Origin of the sequence: Herbidospora galbida (assembly GCF_005233835.1) — a bacterium.
Classification (GTDB): Bacteria; Actinomycetota; Actinomycetes; order Streptosporangiales; family Streptosporangiaceae; genus Herbidospora; species Herbidospora galbida.
The window spans coordinates 242,266-265,464 of record NZ_SZQA01000001.1; the positions used below are offsets into that span (position 1 = coordinate 242,266).

The following is a 23,199-nucleotide window of genomic DNA, read 5'->3' on the forward strand; positions in this document are numbered from 1 at the left end:
TTCTGTGTACTTTGTACGCATGACTCCGTCCCCGAACGCCGGGTGGACCCTGGCCGTCGTCTGCCTGGCCGCGGTCTTACTCACCCTGGACATCACGATCGTCAACGTCGCCCTCCCCGAGATCTCGGGCGAGCTGTCCGCCCGCCTCGACGGCATGCAGTGGACCGTCAACGGCTACACGCTTGCGTTCGCCGCCCTGCTGCTCCCCTCCGGATCGGTCTCCGACCGAGTCGGCCGCCGCGCCGTCTTCACCGCTGGGGTCGCCCTGTTCACCACCGCCTCCGCGGCCTGCGGCGCGGCCTGGAACCCGGGCGCGCTGGCGGCCTTCCGCATCGCTCAGGGCGTGGGCGGCGCGATGGTCATGGGCACCGCGATGGCGCTCCTCGCCGGCGCCTATCCAGCCGGCCGCGCCCGCCGGCGCGCGATCGGCGCCTTCTCCGCCGCAGGTGGCGCAGCCGCCGGGCTCGGGCCGCTGGCAGGCGGTCTGCTGGTGGACACCCTCGGCTGGCGCTGGATCTTCTGGATCAACGTGCCCGTGGGCCTGCTCCTACTGGCCGGGGCACTGCTGCGGCTGCGCGAGCCAGCGAGGGAGACCTCCGATGACCGGATAGACGTACTCGGCGCCGTGCTGGCCGTAGCCATGCTCTTCGTGCTCAACTTCGCGCTGATCACCGGTCCGGATCGGGGATGGGGATCAGCCCCGACGCTGACCGCGCTGGTGGCCGGACCGGTGCTGCTCATGCTGTTCATCGCGCTCCAGGCCCGCCGCCCCCACGCCGTCCTGGACATACGGCTGTTCCGCATTCCCTCGTTCATGGGCGCGATGCTGCTGACGTTCCTGGCAAGGATCTGCAGCTTCGGCATCCTGCCGTACCTGATCCTGTGGTTACAGGGCATGCTCGGCCACTCGCCGCTGGAGACCGGGCTGCGGTTGCTGGCCATGACCCTGCCCATCCTCGTCGTCGCCCCACTGGCCGGGCGACTGGGACAGCGCATCCCCGCCTCTCGGCTGATGGCCGCGGGATTCGCCCTGATCACGGTCGCCTTCCTGCTGATGGCCAGGGTGGAGCCGGCCAGCAACTGGTCCGTGGCGTTCCCCGGCCTCGTGCTCCTCGGCGTCGGCGGAGCACTGGCCTTCCCGCCGTTGCTGGGCGTGACGCTCGACCTCGTTCCGCGCGAGCAGGCCGGGATGGCCTCCGGCCTGTCCAACACCTTCTTCCCCCTCGGCACCGCCACCGGCGTCGCCGCCTTCGGCGCGATCTTCACTGCCCGAATCAGCGCGGAGCTGCCCGGTCAGGCCGCGCTGGTGGCCGCCGGCCGGTTCGACCAGGTGAACGGGCCTGCTCTGGAGACGGCCAGGACCGCCTTCACCGGAGCGCTGTCGGCCACCTGCCTGGTGGCGGCGGCCGCCGGGCTGGCCGGCGTGGCGATCTCGCTCCTCCTCATCCGGGCCCGGGACCTGGAGCCTGTGCCGATGACCGCGTGAGGCGACGCGGGACGTCCTGGTCGACGTTCACGGCGATCACCAAGAGCGGAGGCCACTACTTCTCCGGCACGTACAGCCAACGCGCCGGAACCCGAGGAGAGACATGGGCGCTCTGGCCCGCGACTCCCGGACAGCAGCCCGTGGTCTCAGAGCTCGTGCCGATGCCGCCACTCCCCCGCGACGAGGACTATTCCCCTTTCGATACGACGGCGCCGGGGCCTCGATGTCGTTGAGGATTTGGCGTGAGGTCATTTGGTTTTTTCACCTAGCGAGCGCCTTTACATTGTAGATTTCAGCGCGGTTTCTGAGGTCTATGCCGGACCCGCAATGGCGATCATGACTGCCCTTAAACCAAGCTGGAACGGCTGCCATCCCACCGCGACCTCCCGCTCCGGGAGAAGACGCTCTACCGGATGCTGTACGAGACCGCCCGCGCAGCCGAGATCCCCTCCCTCAATGTCGAGGACCTGGACCTGGAGAACCGGCGGGCGCCGCTTGCTACGGGGACCCCGTCCTATCCGCGGGACAGGAGAAGGTCGGTGAGGCGCCGGCGGGCGGGCTCGTCGCCCGCGAGGTGCAGCAGGCCCGATCGGGCCGCGTCGTCGACGGTGATCCGCCGTTCGCACACGTTCCGGAGGGTGGCCAGGTCGGTGGTGAGGACGGCGTCGGGCGGTCCGGGTGGTGTTCGGCGGTCGATGAGCAGCGCGTTCTCGGTGACCTCGGTGACGTAGACGTCTTCGTCGATGCGGAGTTCGTAGCGGCCGCGGAGTTCGGCGGCGCGGGTCACGTCGAAGAGCGTTTTGACGCTGAGCAGCAAGGAGTCGATTCCGAGCGGGCGGTCGGGCGGGGAGGGAGCCTGGCTGCCCCAGCGGCCGAGCTGAAGCAGGATGGGTTCCAGTTCGCGGCCCCATTCGGTGAGTTCATAGAGGTGGACCCGGGTCGGAGGCCCCAGGTCCACGCGCCGGACGACGCCGTGGTCGGCCAGGTCGCGCAGCCGTTGGCTCAGGACGTTGGGGCTGACGCCCGGCAGGCCACTGAGCAGGTCGCCGAAGCGCTTGGGGCCGAGCAGGAGGTCCCGCACGACCAGCACCGCCCACCGCTCGCCGATGACGTCGAAGCCACGGGCCAGGCCGCACGAGTCCCCATAGCTACGTCTTCCGCTCATACCTCTAGGCTAGCGCCGATCCTGATTTAGGAGTATTGCTTGTTTTTTAGGATCAACTCACTTTACTTTGGGCTCCATGGACCTTTCCGACCAAGAAGCGACGCTGCTGCCGCAAGGTGACACGCGGCTGCTGGACACCCCCACCGCGCGGCACCTGCTGACCGGCTCTCTCGTCGCCCGCCTGGCGTACACCGGTAAGGACGGGACGCCGCGGTTGATCCCGGTGAACTTCCGCTGGACCGGAGAGGAACTGGTGATCGGCGCGTTCGCGGGCAACTACAAGGTCCAGGACCTGCGGGCCCGCCCTGACGTCGCGATCTGCGTCGACACCGCCGACGGTCTCCCGCAGGTGCTCATGCTCCGTGGCCGGGTCACGCTCGCCGAGGTCGACGGCGTCCTTCCCGAATACGCCGCGATGCAGCGGTCGGCGATGGGCGAGGAGGCCGGCGCCGCTTACGTGAAGGCGATCGACCAGCCGGGGTTGCGGATGGTCCGCATCGCCCTGCGACCGGCCTGGGTCGGCGTCCTGGACTTCCGGGAGCGGTTCCCCGAAAAGACACCGCAACCCGTCATGGCCGCCCTCCGCGGCGACCGATGAATCCGAAGGAGACGCGGATGCGCAGGATCGTGGTCTCGATGTGGATCACCCTCGACGGTTTCGTCGCGGGCCCGCAGGACCAGATGGACTGGCTGCTCATCGACGAGCGGCTCCAGAAGTACGAGCAGGAACTGGTGGAGAACGCCGGCGGCCTGCTGCTGGGCCGGGTCACCCACAGCGACTTCGCCGGACACTGGCCGAAAGCCGCCCAGAGCCCTGCCGAACCGGAGGAGGTGCGCGCCTACGCCCGGCGCCTCGACGCCATGGAGAAGATCGTCGTCTCCGCCTCGGGACGTACCGCCACGTGGCGGAACACCCGCCGGATCGACCGCGTCCGGGCCGAAGAGATCGATGAGCTCAAGCGCGGTTCCGGCGGGGACCTCGTGGTCTACGGCAGCCTCGGGGTGATCCGCTCCCTCGACGATCTCGGGCTCGTCGACGAGTTCCACCTTCTGGTGCACCCCGTGTTCCTCCGCCGGGGCAAGGCGCTGTTCGACGACGGACAGGCTGCCCTGGAACTGGAGCTGGTCTCCGCCGAACGTTTTCCCTCCGGCGTCGCGCTCATGAAATACCGTCCTGTGGGACGGCGTACAGCGCATGTCGACTTTCCGTCCTGAGCAAGGACGGCCGACGCCATCGCTCGTCATGACTGGATGGTCAACGTCAACAGCGGCATGTGTCTAGTCGTTCAAGGCCACACCGACAACGCACCGGCGAAGCAGACGCCGTGCGCCAATTACGCAGACCAGTCTTGGCATGTGGACCAAATTCCGGAACCTCAACAGCAACAAGTGCCTTCTCGCCCGAGGCGCAACACCCGGCACCCAGGTGGTGCAGATTACCTGCGCCAACTATGACGACCAGACTGGGAGGCCATGATGCGCAACCCCTCACTAGAGGCTGGGACGTAAGGATTTTCGCGCCACCGTTGCAATGGAATCCGTCCTGCGTTTTGCGACACTGTGAATTTGTGGCGGAGCCCCGGGCGGGGTGTGGTGGGGCGGTGCTCATCCACGGGGACGCGGGGATGGGGAAGCCCCGGCTGCTCCGCCGGATCGCCGACGCCGGTTTCTACGTCGGACGGGCCCACGGCCCGCCCATCGCGTCGGGGGTGTGCCCTTCGACGTGATGGCCCGAGACGGCCGCGCATTACCTGGCGGGCGCCCACCGCCTGGCGGGAGATCACGCCGAACCGGAGCTGGGGCCGGCCGCTGGGCAGGCCCTCACGGCGGTCGGCCGGGCCGCCGCGCCCTCCACGAGGGCGACCTCGCCACGGCCTGCGCGCTGTTCGACCTACTCGACGAGACGACCCAGCGCGTCGGCATCCTCAAAACCCTGCCTGGTCCCCTTCGCGCGGGACGCCGCCCTGGCGTACACGAGAATCGGACGCTGCGACGCGGCCGAGTGGCTGGTCGCGCGGCTCGAAGCGGTCTCGGCCTCGCTCCCCTGCGTCTGGCCGCGGTCTCATGCCGTGCCGTCATTCCGGTTAGGTGCGCTCCCCCGCGACCCCGTCGCAAAATGCTGCTATCGAGACCTCGACGTCGTTGATGTTCTTGGTGTTGCTCGTCGAATGATAAATTTCACACACGAACGCCTTTACATTGTAGATTCCTACTGGTTTCGGCGTCATATCGACGTACCACGATCCCCACTGCTCGTCCCGTGTACATGAAGCATGCCGGTCGTCCGGCACCGTCGCGCCGCGGCTATCTGAGCCCAGCCCGCGATCGCTCTCGCCGACCACTGCGCCATCGACGCATGGGCACGATGCGCTCCCCCGGCGCTGCCTGGCTGGCGCCGGAAGGCGGGCGGCGAGTTCAAACTGGCCGGGCTGGCCGAAGCCCTCGGCACGGCTCTGCGGGCGCGGGGAACCGCCGAAGGACCGGCATCGGTCGCGGCCGAGACGGGGATCGCACTGTTCCGGTCGGCCTTCACGTCGTGGATCGCCGCGGACGACACGGCCGGCCTCTCCGAGCACATCCGCGCGGCCTTCACCAGCCTCCACTCCCTCGCCCTGGCGTCTTCCGCGAAATGAAGCCCCGACGTCAGCGGCTCACCGAGGCCGGGGAACATCACCCGCGATGACAGCAGCATCCAAGTGATCCATTGAGACGAGGACAAGGCTCTCAACACCATTGCCGGCACTGGTGACGGCCGCGTGTGGCGTAGGTGTGACCGTATGACTTGCCGCGTGGCACGCCTCCTCTTCGGGTCAGGACGGCGGCCGGGAAGATCTGCCCGGCCCCGTAGGACTGAGACGCCTTTTGCTGAAATGGCAACGAAACTTGGGCCCTGACCTGCCTCGACCTTATGGTCGGACGATCAACGAGTCCTGATCGAGGAGGGACTGTGACAGGCGAACACCGGGTCTTGGAAGCGGGCGCAGGACGGATTCACGTCGTGGAGCGGGGAACTGGTCCGCTGGTGCTGCTCGTCCACGGGTTTCCCGAGTCCTGGTACTCCTGGCGGCGGCAGCTTCCCGTGCTGGCGGCGGCCGGTTACCGGGCCGTCGCGCTCGACGTACGGGGCTATGGACGTTCCTCCAGGCCACAGGATCCCGCCGCCTACCGGATGCTCGACTTGATCAGTGACAACGTGTCGGTGGTGCGGGCGCTGGGGGAAGACTCCGCTGTGATCATCGGGCATGACTGGGGGGCGACCATCGCGGCGCAGTCCGCTCTCGTCGAGCCTGGGATGTTCCGTGCGGTCGGGCTGTTGAGCGTTCCTTACACTCCGCCCGGCGGGCCTCGTCCGAGCGAGGTGTTCGCGCGGATGGGCGGCGAGCAGGAGTTCTACGTCTCCTACTTCCAGCGGCCGGGACGGGCCGAGGCTGAGATCGAGCCTGACGCGCGCGGCTGGCTCGCTGGGATCTACAGCGCCCTGTCCGCCGACACGATGCCTGCGGCGGATGCCGCCGACCCGCACTTCGTCGCCCCCGGCGGCACGCTGCGGGAGCGTTTCCCTTCCGGCGTGCTGCCGTTCTGGATGTCGCAGGACGATCTCGACTTCTACGCCGCCGAGTTCGAGCGCACGGGCTTCACCGGTGCGCTCAACCGCTATCGCAACATGGACCGTGACTGGGAGGACCTGGCTGCGTATGCGGGCTCCCCGATCAAACAGCCGTCTCTGTTCCTCGGCGGTACCCGGGACGCTTCCACCATGTGGCTTTCCGACGCCATCGACGCCTATCCCCAGACCCTCCCCAACCTCACCGGGAGTCACCTTCTGGACTGCGGCCACTGGATCCAGCAGGAACGCCCCGACGAGGTCAATCGCCTGCTCCTGGAATTCCTCGACAACCTCTGATCGCTGCGAAGCTCGTGCATCGACGTCGGTGTGGTGGTCGAGCGCGCACAGGGCCTCGAACTCCCCCACTGGTCGCGCCGCTGAAATGACCTGTGGAAACGCGCCACAGGCACGCCCGCCACCGCGCTGTCCGGCGTGAAGCGAGCCCACCCCTCGAAATTCCCGCCAGTACTGTCGGGGGCGGTTGATACTGTCCGGGCATGGGGATGCGGTTCGGTGTTCTGGGCCCTCTTGAGGTGGTCCGTGACGGGGTCCCAATCGTGGTGTCGGCGCAGAAACAGCGCATCGCCCTGGCCGCGCTCCTGCTCGAAGCCAATCGTCACGTCTCCGTCGACCGGCTCGCCGAGGCCATGTGGGAGGGCCGTGACGTCCCGGGCGACGCGCGTGACTCCGTACAGACGCACATCCGCCGCCTGCGCCGCTCCCTGACCGACGACGCGGGCCGCCGGCTCATCCACACCGGCGAGGATGGCTACGTCCTGCTCACCGACCCAGGTGACGTCGACGTCACCGCCTTTCACGATCTCCTCGCGCGGGCCGAGCGAGCCACCGATCCGGTGACGGAAAGCGACCTGATCGGCGCGGCACTGGCGTTGTGGCGGGGGGCGGCGCTGGCCGACGTACCGTCGGAATCGTTGCGTCGCGACCACGTGCCGGTGCTCGACGAGCAGCGGCTACGCGCCCTCGAGCGCTGGTTCGCCCTCCAGATCCGCCTCGGCCGCCACGGCCGGGTCATCCCCGATCTGCGCCGGGCCACCGCCGACCACCCGCTCCGGGAGCGGTTGTGGGAACAGCTCATGACGGCCCTGCACCGGTCCGGGCGGCAGGCCGAGGCGCTGCAGGCCTATCTGGCCGTCGATCGCCTCTTACGCGAGGAACTCGGCGTCGACCCCGGCGAGCCGCTGCGCCGCCTGCACCGCGAGATCCTCACCGGAACCGCCGAGCAGTCCTATCAGCCCCGGCAGCTACCCGCGGACGTCGTCCCCTTCACCGGCAGGAAGGCCCAGGTCGCGGTCCTCGACGGTCTGCGCGGCAGCGACCGGCCCGTCGTGGTCACCGGACCTGGCGGGGTCGGCAAGACGGCGCTGGCCGTGCATTGGGCCCACACGGTGCGCGACCGCTTCCCTGACGGCCAGCTCTACGTCGACCTGCGGGGGTTCGGGCCGGGTGACCCGCTCCGGCCCGAGTGCGCGCTGGAGATGCTGCTGAGCGGGCTCGGCGTGCCCGACGACCGGATGCCTGCGGGGTCGGTGGAGCGGTCGGCGTTGTTGCGATCGGTGCTGGCCGGGCGGCGGGTGCTGCTGCTGCTCGACAACGCGCGCGACGAGGCGCAGGTGCGTCCGCTGCTGCCGGGGGCGGGGTCGCTGGCCGTGGTGACCAGCCGCAACCAACTGCGCGGCCTGGTCGCCAGGCAGGGGGCGCTGCGGGTGCCGGTCGATGTGCTGCCGCCAGAGGAGACCCGGCGATTACTCAGCGGGCTGCTCGGAAGAGAGCCCGCCGAGCTGGCCGAACTCGCCGACCTGTGCGGCGGGTTGCCGCTGGCCGCCCGGATCGCGGCCGCCAACATCGGAGATCAGCCGCTGGAGGGCTACCTCGCCGACCTGCGTGAAGGCAACCGGCTGGCGATGTTGTCGGCCGGAGACGACGAGGCGAGCGCGGTCCGGACCACCTTCGACCTCTCGTACGCCGCCCTGCCCGAGCCGGAGCGCGAGCTTTTCGCGCTGCTCGGGCTGGTGCCGGGCGCCGGATTCGGCGACGAGTTGGCCGCCGCGCTCATCGGCCGGCCGCTGGCCGAGACACGAGGGCGCCTGGACCGGCTCGTCTCCTTCCACCTGATCGGCCGGGTCGCCCGCGACCGCTACTCCTTGCACGACCTGCTGCGGATCTACGCCGCCGAACACGCGCCGGCCGCCGGCGCGGCCCGGCTCCACGACTGGTATCTGCACGGCGCGCTCGCCGCCGCCCTGGTGCTGCACCCGGATCTGGTACGCCTGCCGTCTCCCGCCCCCGTACGCACATTCACCGATAGGGCCCAGGCCGCGGCCTGGCTGGCCGCCGAGCACGACAACCTGGTCGCCCTTCTCGACCAACTGGCCCGCACCGGCCCCGGTGAGCCGGTCTGGCTGATCGCCGACGCCCTGCGTGGACACTTCCGCACCACCCGGCGGCCGGCCGACTGGCTCCTGTGCCTTCAGGCCGCCTTCACCGCCGCAGGCCCCGGCGGCGACCCGGCCGTGCACGCCGCCCTCCACCTCGGGCTGGCCGACCTGTACAGCCACCAAGACCACCATGAGAAGGCGATCATCCACTACACCGCCGCCCTGGAGCTGGGGGCCGGGTGGCCGGAACTGCGAGCCGCGGCGCAAGGCGGCCTGGGCGTCAGCCGCCGGCGACTCGGCGATCCCCGTGCCGCCACCCGCCTGGAGCGCGCCCCGGCCGACGCGATGGCCCGGCTGACCGCCGGCGAGCGCAAGGACAGCGCCCGCGAGGCGCTCCCCCGCGCGAAGGGATGCATGACGGCCCTGGTCTGAACCGCGACGGGGCGACGACGGCGGGACGACGGCAAGACGACGGGGCCGGCTCTCAGCATGGACGGGTGCCATCACCTGCCCATCGCAGACAAAGGACCCTCATGCTGAGAACCAGGGCCATGATGATCGTTCTGATCGTCATCGGCGCTCTGTTGCACGGCACACCCGCCGCCCACGCCGACTGGGCCCACGACAAGTGTTCCTACGCCGAACTCTCCGAGGAGGTCGTCACCACCACCACGGCCAGGCTCGCCACCGACAACCCCTTCTACCGGGTCTCCGTCGGCAAGCACGACGGCCCCGACAGCATCACCTACGACAAGACCGTGCAGGTCACCGCGACGTCCGAGTTCAGCGGCGGCGGCAGCGCCGGGGTCGACCTCGCCAAGATCATCTCGATCGCGGGAGAGGCCGGCTACAAGTACGGCGAGACGCTGTCCGACAGCTTCCGCTTCGCCAAGACGGTGACGACGGTGGCCGGCGAGTTCCGCTACGTCGCGCCCGTCGTGCAGTACGACATCGTCGCCCTGATGCAGAGCTGGACGACCCCCGGCGGGTACACCTGCCTCACCGCCATCACCAGCGCCCTGTTCCCCAAGGCGGTGCAGTTGTGCGACTGGCTGGTCACCGACTTCGTCGAAAACTGCCGGCTGCCCCGGGGCAGCCGGGGCGGCGGCGGCAATCCCGGCACCGTCACTCCGCCCGACTCCGGCCCGCAGCCGGTGACCGACGTCAACGGCCTGGCCGACGGCACCTTGCTCCACACGACCGACACCCAGCGCATCTACAAGATGGTCGGCGGCTCCCCCGTCTGGCAGGCCACCTGCGCCGACGGCATCTGCGCCACGCCGTCGCGACCGACCACGCAGAGCGTCGTCAACGCCGGGCCGGCCACCCCGCGCAACGGCTCCTCGGCCGTCGACCAGCGCGGCAACGTCTACCTGTTCGTCGGCGGCGCGCCCCTGTGGCAGCACTCGTGCGCGGCCCCGGTGACCTGCGGCTCCCCGGTGAAGATCTCCAACTGGTCGATCGACGCCCGCGACCACATGAACGCCCGCCCGGCCGACGGCAACCTCGTCCAGGCCAAGGCCGGGAACCTCGACCTGCCGGTCGCCATGACCGTCGGCGGCGCGCTGGTCACCTTCGCCAACCCGCAGGAACTGGCCGATGTCGGCCAGGGCGGCAACTGGCAGCAGCGGGTCGTGGCGATCAGCGCCAACAGCTACCACGAGCTCGGGTTCAAACCCGCCGACGGCACACTCGTCCAAGGCGCCGGCGGCGCGGCCACCCCGGTCGCCATGCTGGTGGGCGGCGCTGTCGTCCCATTCGAGTCACCGCAGGAGGTCATCGACGTCGGCCAGGGCGCCGACTGGGCTTCCCGGGTGCGCGCCATCCCCGTGCGCGCCTTCAACGCCTGGTCGCGGGTGCCCGCGGACATGACCCTCATCCAGGGGACGGGCGGCGGCACCTCCAGCCCGGTCGCGCAGATCGTGGGTGGGGCCCGCATCAACATCGCCACCCCGCAGGAGCTCCTCGACACCGGGTACGGCCCCGGCTGGGCCTCGCTCGTCCGCGCCGTGCCGCTGCGCGCCTTCAACGCCATGCGCGCCGACGTCCCGGCCGACGGCACACTGGTGCAGGGCATCGGCACTCCCGTGGCGGCGATCGTGGGCGGCGGCCGTACCGACTTCGGCACCCCCGCCGAGGTCGAGGAGGCCGGATACGGAGCGAGCTGGCGCGCTCTGGTCCGGGCCGTCCCGGCCCGCGCGTTCGCTGCGATGTCGCAGCGCATCGGCGACGGCACCCGGCTGCGCCGGGCTGACGGCGCCAGCCAGGGCGGCGTTTACGGCGGCGCGCTGGTCCCGTTCCACTCCATGGCCGAACTCATCGAATCCGGATACGAACCCCGCCCCCTCCAGGCGGTGCCGGCCCGCGTGTGGGACGCCCTGCCGCGCACGATCGGCGACGGCATACGTATCAAGGACGCCCACTCGACCGGCCAGGCGACGATCGTCGGAGGAGCGAAGGTCGCTTTCCACTCGATGGCCGAACTCACCGAGGCCGGCTACGCCGACACCCCGATGCACGTGGTACCCGGCCGCGTGTGGGACGCGCTGCCGACCACCATCGGCGACGGCGTCCGTATCAAGGACGCCTCCTCGGCGAGCCAGGCGGCGATCGTGGGCGGCGCGAAAATCCCCTTCGTCTCCCAAGCCGAACTGGAGGAGTCCGGCTACGCCGACGACCCGATGCGGGTGATCCCCCGGCGCGTGTGGGACGCCCTGCCGACCAGGATCGCTGATGGCGTCCGTATCAAGGACGCCTCCTCGGCGAGCCAGGCGGCGATCGTGGGCGGCGCGAAAATCCCCTTCGTCTCCCAAGCCGAACTGGAGGAGTCCGGCTACGCCGACGACCCGATGCGGGTGATCCCCCGGCGCGTGTGGGACGCCCTGCCGACCACCATCGCCGACGGAACCTTCATCAAGTCGCCGACCTCGGCGGCAGTCTGGCTGATCCAGAACGGCCGCCGCGTGGCGGCGGCCCAGCCCGGCACGGTACGGGTGGTTCCCGCCCGCGTGGTGGACGCGATCCCGCCGGCGTGAGCAACCGGTGCGTGCCCCGGCTTCGTGCGTAGCCGGGGCACGCCCCCACCGGATTCCGTTGACCAAACGGCGATGTCGGCACTGGTGGACGTCGTGCCGACGCGAAGCCATGTGTCGGTGAGGTGATTCAGCGAGGGGTCGTTCTTGTTCACCCATGCGTCGTCAGCCAGCCCCGCGCCCACGTAGACGCTGGAGAGCGACATTGTCACTGGACAGGTGACCCCGGGGTCGGTCAGGAAGGCGTGGTCTGGTTCCAGCACAGGCGAGGAGGCTCCGGCGGTCATCCCGACGGCGCCCTCACCCTCAACGCCGTCACCCGGCTCCCCTGCGCACCATCGACAAGACGGTGCCCGCCGATCTGGACGTCCACGTCACGCTGGACAACTACGCCACCCACACACAACCCCGGCGATCAAGACGTGGCTCGTCATGCATCCCCGCTTCGTCCTGCACCACCCCGACGAGCTCATCCTGGCTCAACCTCGTCGAACGCCTCTTCGCCGAGATCACCGTCAGACTCCCTCGCCGCATACTGCCGACGAATCACGACTCAGGACACGAGGAGGCCGGGTACGGCCACACCGCGAGCCGAGACGCGGCCGTTCACCAGTTCATCGGCGTCGGTTGATGTCAGCACGGTCGTCCTCTCAGCGGAGGGCCAGGCCAGGAGTGTTTCGTGGAGTAGAGCGGCGGCCTTGCCGACCCCTCGGACGTGAGCGCCGCCGCCGTACCCCCGTCAGGAGAATTGAGGACTCGGGGCGGCCCGGTAAATGCGTAGGAATTACTCATGCTTACTCACCGCAGGCCGTCTTTCCTTTGAACGGGAAGCGCAGTGCGAGTCCCGAAATGGCGAAATGCCGATCGAGTACTTGGTGGTCGCGCAAAAGGAGTGTGTTCATGAAGTTCTTACGAGCCGTCTCGGCTCTGGTCCTCGCCGGAGGGCTGATGATCGGCGGTGCGTCGGCTGCACTGGCGGACGAGCGGTCGCAGATCAGGCAGATCCCGCCCAACTACGCCTCGCGCGACTACTGGTACTGCCCGGCGGGCACCTCGCTCGGCACCTGGATCTTCCAGGCCGGCCCCAACCTGCAGATCAGCCGGGAAGGGCGGGCGGCCGACAGCTCCTCGCACGGCGGCGGGTTCGGGGCCGACATCGTGAACCTGGCGAACTCGACGACGTGGATGCGCGTCACGTACACCTGCGAGGTCGTCGACGAAGGCCCGGCAACCACGATCGTCCCGCTCAGCACCCACAACCTCGGCCCGAATGATCCATATTTGATGGTGGTGGAGCTCTGCCCGGAATCGCATCCGGAGTTCGTTGAGCTCGCGGTGAACGAGGATCGGCTTCCGCCGGCGGCGACGTTCTCCTATCACAAGCTCCGTGCGGTCGGGGAACCTGACGGGGTGCTCATCACGGTGGACAACGCGGCCCTGCAGTCAGGCGTGTTCAGCGGAAGCCTCAGGTGCCGCCGCCTCTCGACCTCGTAAACCGCTCAGAGGACGGCAACGGGGACCCGGGCACACCCGGGTCCCCGTTCTCCGGTTCAGGCGGGGTAGACGCGGCAATCGACGAAGGTCTTCGCCGAGGTCCCGATCAGGGAGGAGTTCCGCAGGAGGAACCGCGCGCGCTCGGGCTTGACGTCGACGTAGACGCTCATGGTGTAGGTGACGTTCGCCGGTACGGCCGCCCAGGCACGGCCCACGTGGGGATGGCTGGCGGGGCAGATCAGGAACGAGCCGGCGTGACCGCCGTCGACGGTCGAGGGAGGGACGGTGATCTTCTGAGTGATCGTGATGCTGGAGGGCACGCAGATGTAGTCCGCGACGATCTGGCCGGTCTGGCGGTTGCTGTCGTTGGAGGCGACCACCCGGAAGCCGTTGTGGTTGTTCCGCCACTCGAAGCCCCAGTGCGAGACGTGGGGCGACGATGAGATCGAGTAGGACTCGACCGCCTGGTCCGGCGGGCAGGACCAGGTCACGTATCGCTGCTCCAGGGCGTTCAGGTGAAAGATCCCGGTGTGCGAGTCGGCGGAGGCCGGCTGGGCCGTGCCGGCGAGGCCTGCGGTCAGCGCGAGGGCGACGACCAGGTTTCTGATGGTGCGCATGGTCACTTTCTCTTTCCTTCGGTGATGTGAGGTCCGCGCAGGGTGGCGGACTCGTAGAGGGCGCGGGGGGTGGCCGAGCCGGTGCAGAAGAGGGCGACCCGCAGTTCGTACTCCTGCTGGGTCATCCAGGCATCGAGGTGGTCGGGGCCGGCGAGGGCTGCGGACAGGGCGGGGCGGGCGTAGCCGACCTGCGACGCGCCCAGGGCGATGAGCTTGGCGGCGTCCAGGCCGGAGCGGACGCCCCCGGAGGCCCACAGCTCGATGGCGGGCGGCAGGACGGCGCGGGCCGGCAGGAGCGAGGTCGCGGTCGGTTCGCCCCAGTCGCGGAACGTCGCGGCGGCCCCGGCCCGGACGGCGTCGCCGGACTCCCCCGCACGGGCTCCCTCGATGCGGCCCCAGTGGGTGCCGCCCAGGCCGCTCAGGTCCACTGCGGCGATGGGCAGCGAGGCGAGCTTGCCCAGGGCGCGTTCCCCGAAGCCGCAGCCGGTCTCCTTGACCACGACCGGGACGTCCGATGCCTCGGTGAGACGGCGCAGAGCCGACACGACGCCCCGGAAGCGCGGAGTTCCCTCGGGCTGGAGACACTCCTGCAATGGATTGAGGTGGACGGCGATCGCCCGCGCGTCCAGAACCTCGGCCAGGCGCACGATGCGGTCGGACGGAGATTCGGCGAGCTGGGCGGCGCCCACGTTGGCCACGATCGACAGGTCGGGGAAGTCCTCGCGGATCGTCCCCCACCGGTCGACGGTGAGGCCGGGGTCATCGAGTTCCCGGCGCTGGGAGCCGACACCGAAGATCCATCCGTGCCGCGCGCATCCCTCCGCGAGGCGGCGGTTGATGGCGGGGGCGGCGGCGTGGCCCGCCGTCATGCCGGCGACGTAGAAGGGAGTGGGCGTCTCCCCGCCGAGGGCGCGGGCGGCGATGCCGACCTCGTCGAAGTCCAGTTCGGGCAGGCTGTCGTGCGTCAGGTGATAGAGGTCCAGGTCGTGCAGGCCGGTGGCCTCGTTGCGTTCGTCGAGTGCCAGGCGCAGGTGGTCGGACTTGCGGGTCTCGAAGGTCACGTCCGCGACATCGGGCATCGTCCCTCCCTAGGGCAGGTTCAGTTCCGTGCAGGCGATCGACGCCTTGCCGGGCACCGACCGGAGGAGGCGGTTGGTGAAGGAGAACTCGACCGAGTTCGGTTTGGTGTCCTGGTCGGCCTCCCAGCTCACGTCCGTGTCCTGTTCGTCGGGCCAGGCCGAGATCGCTTCCACGAACGGGTAGTCCTGCGGGCACTGGATGGTGAGCTCGGCCCTGCCGGGGAGGATCACCATCGAGGGCGGGATCCAGAGGGTCCGGGTGATGTTCCTCGGCGGCTCCACGCAGTAGTAGCTCGCGAAGATCGCCCCGGCATCGGCGCCGATGTTGGCGGCCGCGACCTTGAAGGCGTTCTCGTCCGGAGAGATGACCGGCTGCCCGTACCAGACGTTCGGGGTGCTCCGCAGGGTCAGGTCCCGGACCAGATGCCGGGCGGGGCAGCCGAAATCGAAATACCTGCCCTGCTCGTACGGCGGCACATAACGGGATTCGTGCTTCTCGACATAAGCGTGGGCGGGGGGCGCGGTGACGGCCAGAATCGTGGCGGCCATGACGGCGCCCAGGGAAAAGGCTCTTCCGGTGGCCATTTCGGCCTTTCGACAGGTGGCGTTTTCTCGGACACCGACGACCATAGGAACGACCGGCCGGAGATTGATGAGTAAGCGCTACCTATCCACGCCCAAGGCCGCCGCGAGTTCCCGCCGGGCCGTCACGCCGAGTTTCTGGTAGACGTGCTGGAGGTGGTTGTCGACCGTACGGACCGACAGGCCGAGCAGGTCGGCGATCTCCCTACTGGCCTTGCGGACGGCCAGCAGGGCGATCTCGGCCTCGCGCACGGTGAGGACGGCGGTGGCGTGGCCCGTGATCAGCAGCGGAGTGCGGGCGCCCTGGCAGCGAGACGCGGCGGCGGCGGACCGCTGGGTGGCGGCCTCGGCGTGGCGCGCGTGGCCGGTGCGGCGGAAGATCACGGCCGCCATGGTGGCCGCTTCGGCGGCGAGCAGGTCGGCACCCACAGCTTCGAGGTCGTCGGCGCAGGCCAGCAATGCTTCAGGGTCGTCGGCCGCCAGGGCGGCGGACAAGGCGGCACGGGCCGGGGCCCATCGTCCATCGCACCGCCCGGCCAGCTCGGCGAGCCGGGATGCCACCTCCCTGGCCCCGCCCAGCCGCGCCACGTCGGTCAGCAGGAGCGCCTCCGAGGTGAGGTGACCGCTGGCGGACGCGATGCGGGCGGCGGCGGTGAGGACGGCGCGAGCCTCCTCGACGCGGCCCCGGGCGGCCAGCAGCCATGCCCCGCCCAGGCGTTCCTCACCTGCCCGGTAGCCCATGGGCCGGTAGGTGCGGGCCTCCCGCTCCGTGCTCTCGGCCCTGGTTTGATCCCCCAGAACAGCGGCGCACGCGGTCAGACCCGACAGGGCCAGAGCCGACGCCCGGTGGTTGCGGTGGGCGCGGGCCTGACCAGCCGACTCGGCGAACCAGCGGCGGGCGCTGCGTACGCGGCCGGCCAGCCATTCGGCGCGAGCCTGGTGGTAGGAGAGCCAGATCAGGCTTACCGGGTCGGGCCGCCGTTCCAGCAGGGTCCAGGCACGGTGGCTGACTTCCCTGGCCTCGGCAAGGCGGCCGGCCTCGGTGAGCGCCAGCACCAAAGAGATGAGCTGACCGGCGGGAGGCAGGAGCAGCGACTGGTCATCGAGCTCTTCGTGCACGGTATAGGCGTGCTCGGCCTGGCCGATCGCCTCATCGGTGTGGCCGAGGGCGGCCAGCGCGGCGGGGCGCATCATCGCGCCCATCAACCAGATGCTGACGTTCGCCGCCGCGCGGGGGTCGGGCCCGGCCTGCTGGAGCAGGTCCAGGCCGCGCCGGGGACTTCCCGCGACGGTGCGCATCCAGCCTTCGTTGACGTCCAGCATGCGGCGTTCGGCGGGAGCGGTCACTTCGGCGCGGGCCGCCTCGTTGACGGTGAAGGCGTCGTCGGTACGGCCGTCGGCCCAAAACAGGCTCATGCTGCGGGCGAAAGCGACCTCCAGCTTCTCCCGGTCCCCATCGGCGGCCGAAGCCGCCCTGGTCAGAGTCTGTTCCGCGCCCTGAGGGTCGCCGAGTTCGAACAACGACTCGCCGAGCAGCAGCAGGCTTCGCGCGGTGTGGGCGGGGGCGGGCACGGCCCGCAGCAGGGCGGTGACCTGTTCGTAGTCCCTGGCGTGGCGGGCGAGGGCGGCCGCCCGGATCAACAACGCGGCGTCGGCGGTTCCGGTGGCGGCCAGCCGCCAGGTGGCGATGTGCAGGGCGTCGTCCCGGCGGCGGGCTCCGTATCCCTCCACCCGCTCGGCCTGAGCCACGAGCAGGGCCCGTCGGCCGAGAACCGGCATGGCGGCGCGCAGCACCTCGCCGTACAGGGGATGGGCGAGGGCGGCGATCATACGGTGCCCGTCAGGCAGGATGCGGACCAGGCCGAGCTCGCGCAGTTCGCTGAGCGCGCGGGGGGACGCGCAGGCCTCGGCGTCGGCGAGGGACAGCGGCTCACACAACGCCAGCAGTTCCAGCGCCGGGCGGTCCCCGAGATCGGCGGCGGCCAGGCGCGCGCCGATGAGTTCGGTCAGCCGGGAACCGCCGGGCACCCAGGCGTCGGCCAGCCGCCAGACCTCGCCGTCCCCGGCGAGGTCCCCGGACTCCAGCGCACTGTGGACCAGTTCCCGCAGGTAAAGGACATTCCCGCCGCAGGCGGCGTAAAGCCTGTTGAGGGTACGCCGGTCGGCCGGGGCGCCCAGCGCGGCACGAAGGATCTCCTCGACCTGCCCGGGGGCGAACTCGGCCAGCCGGACATGGCTCATCCCACCCGCCTCCACCAGGGACCGGACCTCCTCACCCGCCTCCTCGCCGTTCCGCAGGGTGCCGATCAGGCGTACGACGCCCGCCGCCGCCAGCCGCGCCAGCAGCAGGGCCGAGGCCGCGTCCAGCAGGTGCAGGTCGTCGACCAGCAGGACCTGCGGGGGCAGACCGTCGCCCCCGAGCGAGGCCGCCACTTCGGCGATGCCCGCAGCGGGGTCCGACAGGTCGGCCCCGGAGGGTAGGAGGTGGGCGATCGCGCCCAGCGGAACCGCACCCGCCGCCGCGCTCGCCGTGGCTCGCGAGCCGCGGCACCCTCTGCGTACCGCCCTGGACAGGCACTCTTCGGCGAGTCGTGATTTGCCCACCCCAGGGGGCCCGGAGATGACGACCCCGCCCGGCCGTTTGCCGAGCAGGACCCGGCTGATGCGGCCGAGCTCCTCGTCCCGGCCGACAAGGGGCCATCGCACCGGCCCCACGGCCACCTCCGTCCGCCCGGGCGGACGCGGCGTCGCGGCGCGACGACGTTACGCCCGGCTCCATTTCATCCGCCACGCGCCGAGGTGGCGTATGAGTAAACGTTACTCATTTCCAATCGGCCCCGCCCAACGGCGTATCTGAGTACCGGTTACTCGTGCCGGCGCACCGATGCGACGGCGTTAATTCCCAGAGGAACCGGGCGACTCCCCCGGGGGGACGAAGGGAATGCGGAATGACGACTCGTCTGCACCGCGGCAGTGATTCGACGGAGTTGACCCGGACCGGCGGCAGGACCTATGCCGGAATCGGCCGGTACATGTTGTCCGCGTTCGGGACCGCCCTCGGTTACAGCACGGCGGGAATCGACCGGATGAGCCGAGATTTCTCCAGCATGCTGGCGGGCTGGGGCGAACTGCCCGTCGGGACCAGGCCGCGTTATCTCTCCGGCGTCGCCAACGACCACATGCCGATCGAGTTCTCGCTGGCCTGGACGCCGGACACAGCCCATGTCCGCGCCCTCGTCGAGCCCCTGGGCGCGCACCCGACACCGAGGTCGGTGCAGGCGGAGGCGGCCCGGCTGGTGCGTGCGCTCGCCATCAGGCAAGGGGTGTCCATCGGCCGTTACCTGGCGATCGAGGACGTCTTCCTGGACCGGGAGCCGGTGTCGCCCTTCTCCTTGTGGCACTCCGTGGTGTGGGGGGATCGCACCACGCCCATGCACAAGGTGTACTTCAACCCGCGGGTGAAAGGCGACGGCGCGGCCCCGGAACTGGTCAGGCGGGCCATGACACGACTCGGCCGCAGGAAGTCGTGGCGGGTGCTGGAGACCGCCTTCGGCGGGTTCGCCGATCTCCGGGATCACCCCGTGTTCTTCTCCCTCGACCTCGTCGGGTCACCCGACAGCAGGGTCAAGGTCTACTTCCGGCATGAGGGGATGACCGCCGCCCAGATCGACCGGGTGGGTCCGCTGATGTCGTACGGGGAACGAGGGTTGCTGGCGGAGGTCTGCGGCCGGGTGCTCGGGCACGCCGGGCCCTACCGAAAGGCCCCGATCACTTGCGTGACCTTCCGCGGTGAGGACGGGGTCGTGGACGAGGTGACCCTGCACCTGCCGCTGTCTCCCAATCTGCCCAACGACGCGGTCGCCGCCGACCGGGTGTCCGAGCTGATGCGGCACGCCGGAATCGATGACGCGGGGTACCGCGCGGCCCTGGCCGCGGGCATCACCCGGCCGCTCGAACGGTCCACCGCGCAGAGCTGGGCCGGATTCAAGAACGCCCATCAGCCCACGGTGACCGTCTACATCGGCCCGGAGGTGTACCGCCCATGACCACCGTCGATGCGGGCTTTTCGCCGCTGCCAAGATGAAGTTCGACCCGGCGGGCCGACATTCAGTCGTTCCGCAGCGCCTCGGCGAGCGCTGGACGGCCGGCCACACCGAGTTTCGCATACACCTGGTTGAGGTGGTTCTCGACGGTACGCACGGACAGGAAGAGCGCGCGGGCGATCTCCATGCTGGAGTGACCGGACACCGCCATGGTGGCGATCTCCACCTGCCGCGCGGTCAGCGGCGTGGCGCGCGGAGCCATGACCAGCAGCGGAGTGCGGCTCCCCTCGCATCGCGACAGGAGCCCGGCCGCCTGCTGGAGGGCGGCATTCGCCCGTCGTTCCTCACCCCGACGGCGCCACTCGCCCGCGGCGGCCGACGCGGCCTCGGCCGCCCACAGGTCGGCGCCCACGGCCTCCGCGCCGGCCGCGACCAGCACCAGGTCGTCGGGATCGCGCGAGGCCAGGGCTCGCGCGAATTGCACCCGCACCCAGATCAGCTTCCCGTCGCCCGCGTGGGCCAGCTCCTCCAGACGGCGGACGACCTCCCGGGCCCCGCCGAGCCGGGCGACGTCGGTCAGCAACCACGCCTCCGCGTTGACGTGCCCGGCGGCCCGCGCCTGCCCGGCCGCCGTCAGCAGAAGTTCCCGGGCTTCGGCGAGGTTCCCCAGGGCGGCCAGGTGCCAGGCCGCGCCCAGGGCGTCCTCGCCGGTGATCAACCCGCTCCGGGGGTAGAGCCAGGCCTCTTCCAGGGCGCTCCGGGCGGCGTCGAGCTCGCCGAGCTGCGCCGCGGCGGCGGCGAGGCCGGTGTAGACCCGGTGCAGACTCTTCATGTGCCCGTGCGCCCTCGCGACCGCCGCCGCCTCGGAGAACCATCGCCGCGCCGAGGCCGGGCGCCCGGTCAGCAGGAACGTCCGGCCCAGGAAGGTGGCCATCCAGACCGCGCCGCAGCGCCAGACCGCCTGGCGGCCCTGGTGGCACGTGCCGTCCTCCCGGGCGGCGCCCATCATCTCCTCGAAGCCGCGCGCGCCGGCCTCGACCGCCCGTGCCGTCTCTCCAGCCTCCGTCAGGGCGAGGACCAGGGCGATGAGCTGGTGGGCAGGCGGGGTCACCGGGGAGTGCTCGCTCACCTGGAGGTGGACGGCGTGGTACCGCTCCGCCGACGCGACGGCCTCCTGGGAGCGGCCGAGCTGGACCAGGGCCACGGGCAACGCCCAGGCGCCCATCAGCCAGGCGTTGGCGTTCATGGCGCGCAGATGCTCGGGGTCCCTCTCCAGCTCGGCGAGTAGCCCGGCCGCACGGCCGGGTTCACCGGAGACGGCGAGCACGGTGCCTTCGACGATCCTGAGCAGGCGCCTGCCGACCGGGCCCCGGATCCGCGCCTCTGCCTCCCGGACGACCTGAAGGGCCCTCTCCGGCTGGGCCGCGATCCACAACAGGTTGATCACCCGCATGTAGGCGATCCTGAGCCGCTCCTCGTCGGTGGCGGCGTCGGTGTACGCCTCGGAGAGGATCTCCTCGCCCTCCTTCCAGTGACCGGCCTCGAGCAGGCCCTCGGCCCGCAGCACCTTGATCGGGAGGGTGCGCTCGGCCGGGGGCAGAGCGTCGGTGAGCTGAACGATCTGCCGGTAGTCGTTGGCGTGCCGCGCCAGCACGACGGCCCGCCTGAGCAGGTCGGAATCGGCCGTTCCCGTGGCGTCCAGCCGCCAGCCCGCCACCCGGAGCTCGTCCTCGCGGCGCCGGGCGCCGAAGGCCTCCACGCGTCCGGCCTGGGCCAGCGTCAGTGTCGTCCGCCGCTCGGCGGGGATCTCGCCGCGCAGCACCTCGCCGTACAACGGGTGGGCCAGGGCGAGGAAGAGGCGCCGGCCGTCGGTGCCGGTCCTGACGATGCCGGAACGTTCGAGTCCGGTCAGGGTTTCCAGCGACGCGACCGCCTGGACGTCGGCCGGCGAAACGGGTTCGCACAGGGCCAGCATCTCCAGGGCGGCGCGGGCGTCGTCGCCGGTGCCGGCCAGGCGGGCGCGCACCAGCTCGGCGAGCTGCGGCGTGGCCGCCGGCGCGGCCTGGGGGATGTCCCACAGCTGCCCGTCGTGGGTGAGCGTGCCGGAGGCCAGCCCGCTGTGGAGCAGCTCGCGCAGGTAGAGTGCGTTGCCGCCCGAATGGCGGTGCATACTGCGGACGGCGCGTTCGGACACCGGGCCGCCCAAGGCGGCCCGCATGAACCGCGCGACGCCCTCATGGTCGAACTCGGCGAGGTCCACTCGTCGTACGGCATCGCCGCCGCACAACGTGGCGACGGCATGGCCGACCGGCTCACCGGAGCGGATCGTCACCACGAGCTTCACCGCCCCCGCGTCCAGCAGTTGCCGGAGCAGGACGGCGGAGGCGGCGTCCAGCCAGTGCAGGTCGTCCACCATCAGCACCCACCGGCCCCCGGCCGGCCGGGCCAGCGTCTCGACGACACGAGTGAAGTCACGGACGGGGTCGAAGCCGACGTCCGCCGGGAGCAGATGGGCCAGCGCCCCGAGCGGAACGGCGTTCATGGACGGGCCGGCGGTGGCCCGGCCGCAAGCGAAACCGGCCTGCCCGGCGATCGCGAGGCACTCCTCGGCCAGGCGTGACTTGCCCACCCCCGCCGGGCCGTGGAGGGCGAACGCGTGAAGGTCGTCGTCACGCAGGACGGCGGCGAACTGGCTCAGCTCGCGTTCACGTCCGACGACGGGATAGTCGGTTGAGGTCTCTTCAGCCGGCGCCATGGTGACTCTCACGTCGAGGAGATCTCCAACGAGAGTAACCGGCCGCCGGAGGGGCGCAAGGCGTCCGCGCCATCACATCCGGCCCGCCGCGAAGGTGATCCTCCGGTCGAGTACCGACTACTCAGGCCCCGCGTTCCGGCCGCCGTGAGACTCGGCGCAAAAGTTCGGATCGGAGGCACCATGACCCTGCACGTCGACCAGTACGACGAAGTGGCGGAGTCCTACCAGCAGGCCGACCTCACGGCCTTCCGCACGCTCGTCGAGGCCCACTCCCTGCTTGACACGCTCGGCCCGGCCGACGGCCTGCGGGTCCTGGACGTCGCCTGCGGTGAGGGCTTCTACACCCGCCGGTTCGCCGACCTGGGGGCCGGCCAGGTGGTCGGGGTGGACTCCTCGGCCGAGATGGTCCGGTTGGGCCGATCGGCGGAGGAGGAGCAACCGCGCGGCATCGTCTACCACGTCCACGACGCGGCGCGGATGCCCGTGCTCGGCGAGTTCGACGTGGTCGCCGCCACCTACCTCCTGCACTACGCGGTGGACTTGGACCACATGCGGGCCATGTGCGACGCGATGGCGGCCAACCTGCGCCCCGGAGGCCGCCTGCTCACGCTGATCCCCAACCCGGCGATGGACCCGGCCGGGCCGGGCTCGGGCAAGTACGGCTTCACCCTCGACTGGCCGCTCCACCCTGTGGACGGCGATCCTGCCACGCTGAACGTCGCCGTCGGCGGCTCGACCGTGTCGGTCTCCCTCCGGTACTGGTCGGAGCGGACCTACCGCGAGGTGATCACGGGTGCCGGCTACACCGACGTCCGCTGGCACCCGTTGAGGGTCTCCCCGGACGCCCCCCGCGCGTTCTTCGACGACTACCTCGCCAACCCGCACGCGGTGCTGGTCGAGGCCGTCGCGCCGCGCGGCGGATCGTACTGACCACTACGGATGA

General features: G+C 70.5%; 17 protein-coding genes and 1 pseudogene. 11 read left to right on the forward strand and 7 right to left on the reverse strand.

The features are described 5' to 3' along the window. Positions 1 to 19 precede the first annotated feature (19 nt). Positions 20 to 1,486, forward strand: a complete 1,467-nt coding sequence (locus tag FDA94_RS01215) for an MFS transporter (protein WP_137245125.1) — start codon at positions 20 to 22, stop codon at positions 1,484 to 1,486. Between the two features lie 514 nt (positions 1,487 to 2,000). On the opposite strand, the gene FDA94_RS01225 is transcribed toward FDA94_RS01215, so the two are convergent. Then, positions 2,001 to 2,651, reverse strand: a complete 651-nt coding sequence (locus FDA94_RS01225) for a winged helix-turn-helix transcriptional regulator (RefSeq protein ID WP_212735100.1) — start codon at positions 2,649 to 2,651, stop codon at positions 2,001 to 2,003. A 76-nt stretch (positions 2,652 to 2,727) separates the two neighbouring features. Here FDA94_RS01225 and FDA94_RS01230 point away from each other — a divergent pair, with 76 nt between their 5' ends. The 3 genes from FDA94_RS01230 to FDA94_RS40975 all read left to right on the forward strand — a co-directional run bounded on the left by FDA94_RS01230 (position 2,728) and on the right by FDA94_RS40975 (position 4,378). Beyond that, on the forward strand, positions 2,728 to 3,249 hold the full coding sequence (locus tag FDA94_RS01230; protein WP_137245126.1) for a pyridoxamine 5'-phosphate oxidase family protein: 522 nt from the start codon (positions 2,728 to 2,730) through the stop codon (positions 3,247 to 3,249). 17 nt (positions 3,250 to 3,266) lie between these two features. Next, complete coding sequence (locus FDA94_RS01235; protein WP_170990733.1) at positions 3,267 to 3,866, forward strand: dihydrofolate reductase family protein; 600 nt, start codon at positions 3,267 to 3,269, stop codon at positions 3,864 to 3,866. Positions 3,867 to 4,252: 386 nt separating this feature from the next. Then, positions 4,253 to 4,378, forward strand: a complete 126-nt coding sequence (locus tag FDA94_RS40975) for a hypothetical protein (RefSeq protein WP_281286513.1) — start codon at positions 4,253 to 4,255, stop codon at positions 4,376 to 4,378. A gap of 357 nt (positions 4,379 to 4,735) precedes the next feature. On the opposite strand, the gene FDA94_RS39775 is transcribed toward FDA94_RS40975, so the two are convergent. After that, positions 4,736 to 5,254, reverse strand: a complete 519-nt coding sequence (locus FDA94_RS39775; RefSeq protein ID WP_212735101.1) for a hypothetical protein — start codon at positions 5,252 to 5,254, stop codon at positions 4,736 to 4,738. A 344-nt stretch (positions 5,255 to 5,598) separates the two neighbouring features. Here FDA94_RS39775 and FDA94_RS01240 point away from each other — a divergent pair, with 344 nt between their 5' ends. From FDA94_RS01240 to FDA94_RS01260, 5 genes and pseudogenes are all read left to right on the forward strand, one after another. After that, positions 5,599 to 6,555 (forward strand): alpha/beta fold hydrolase, encoded by a 957-nt coding sequence (locus tag FDA94_RS01240; protein ID WP_212735102.1) that lies wholly within the window; start codon positions 5,599 to 5,601, stop codon positions 6,553 to 6,555. Positions 6,556 to 6,755: 200 nt separating this feature from the next. Then, on the forward strand, positions 6,756 to 9,086 hold the full coding sequence (locus FDA94_RS01245) for an AfsR/SARP family transcriptional regulator (RefSeq protein WP_137245129.1): 2,331 nt from the start codon (positions 6,756 to 6,758) through the stop codon (positions 9,084 to 9,086). 119 nt (positions 9,087 to 9,205) lie between these two features. Continuing rightward, positions 9,206 to 11,689 carry a hypothetical protein gene (locus FDA94_RS01250; RefSeq protein WP_137245130.1) on the forward strand — a complete coding sequence of 828 codons (2,484 nt, stop codon included), beginning with the start codon at positions 9,206 to 9,208 and terminating at the stop codon, positions 11,687 to 11,689. Positions 11,690 to 12,014: 325 nt separating this feature from the next. Continuing rightward, positions 12,015 to 12,233: pseudogene (locus tag FDA94_RS40245) on the forward strand (transposase); the annotation flags it as partial. 353 nt (positions 12,234 to 12,586) lie between these two features. Then, positions 12,587 to 13,180: a hypothetical protein gene (locus FDA94_RS01260; protein ID WP_137245131.1), complete on the forward strand. Its 594-nt coding sequence runs from the start codon at positions 12,587 to 12,589 to the stop codon at positions 13,178 to 13,180. A 56-nt stretch (positions 13,181 to 13,236) separates the two neighbouring features. Here the strand turns inward: FDA94_RS01260 and FDA94_RS01265 are convergent, their stop codons facing one another. From FDA94_RS01265 to FDA94_RS01280, 4 genes are all read right to left on the reverse strand, one after another. Then, on the reverse strand, positions 13,237 to 13,797 hold the full coding sequence (locus FDA94_RS01265) for a hypothetical protein (RefSeq protein WP_137245132.1): 561 nt from the start codon (positions 13,795 to 13,797) through the stop codon (positions 13,237 to 13,239). 2 nt (positions 13,798 to 13,799) lie between these two features. Continuing rightward, positions 13,800 to 14,876: a type 2 isopentenyl-diphosphate Delta-isomerase gene (gene fni / locus FDA94_RS01270; protein ID WP_137245133.1), complete on the reverse strand. Its 1,077-nt coding sequence runs from the start codon at positions 14,874 to 14,876 to the stop codon at positions 13,800 to 13,802. A 9-nt stretch (positions 14,877 to 14,885) separates the two neighbouring features. Then, complete coding sequence (locus FDA94_RS01275; protein WP_137245134.1) at positions 14,886 to 15,425, reverse strand: hypothetical protein; 540 nt, start codon at positions 15,423 to 15,425, stop codon at positions 14,886 to 14,888. 114 nt (positions 15,426 to 15,539) lie between these two features. Continuing rightward, positions 15,540 to 18,164: a LuxR C-terminal-related transcriptional regulator gene (locus tag FDA94_RS01280; protein ID WP_137245135.1), complete on the reverse strand. Its 2,625-nt coding sequence runs from the start codon at positions 18,162 to 18,164 to the stop codon at positions 15,540 to 15,542. 242 nt (positions 18,165 to 18,406) lie between these two features. Between FDA94_RS01280 and FDA94_RS01285 the strand changes: the two genes are divergently transcribed. Beyond that, the gene (locus FDA94_RS01285; protein ID WP_137245136.1) at positions 18,407 to 19,504 is read left to right on the forward strand and encodes a tryptophan dimethylallyltransferase family protein; all 1,098 of its coding nucleotides are present in this window, start codon (positions 18,407 to 18,409) and stop codon (positions 19,502 to 19,504) included. A 61-nt stretch (positions 19,505 to 19,565) separates the two neighbouring features. Here the strand turns inward: FDA94_RS01285 and FDA94_RS01290 are convergent, their stop codons facing one another. Beyond that, entirely contained in the window at positions 19,566 to 22,268 is a 2,703-nt protein-coding gene (locus FDA94_RS01290; protein ID WP_212735104.1) for an AAA family ATPase, read from the reverse strand. A gap of 168 nt (positions 22,269 to 22,436) precedes the next feature. Between FDA94_RS01290 and FDA94_RS01295 the strand changes: the two genes are divergently transcribed. Continuing rightward, positions 22,437 to 23,186, forward strand: coding sequence for a class I SAM-dependent methyltransferase (locus FDA94_RS01295; RefSeq protein WP_137245137.1), 750 nt, complete (start codon positions 22,437 to 22,439; stop codon positions 23,184 to 23,186). Positions 23,187 to 23,199 lie beyond the last annotated feature (13 nt).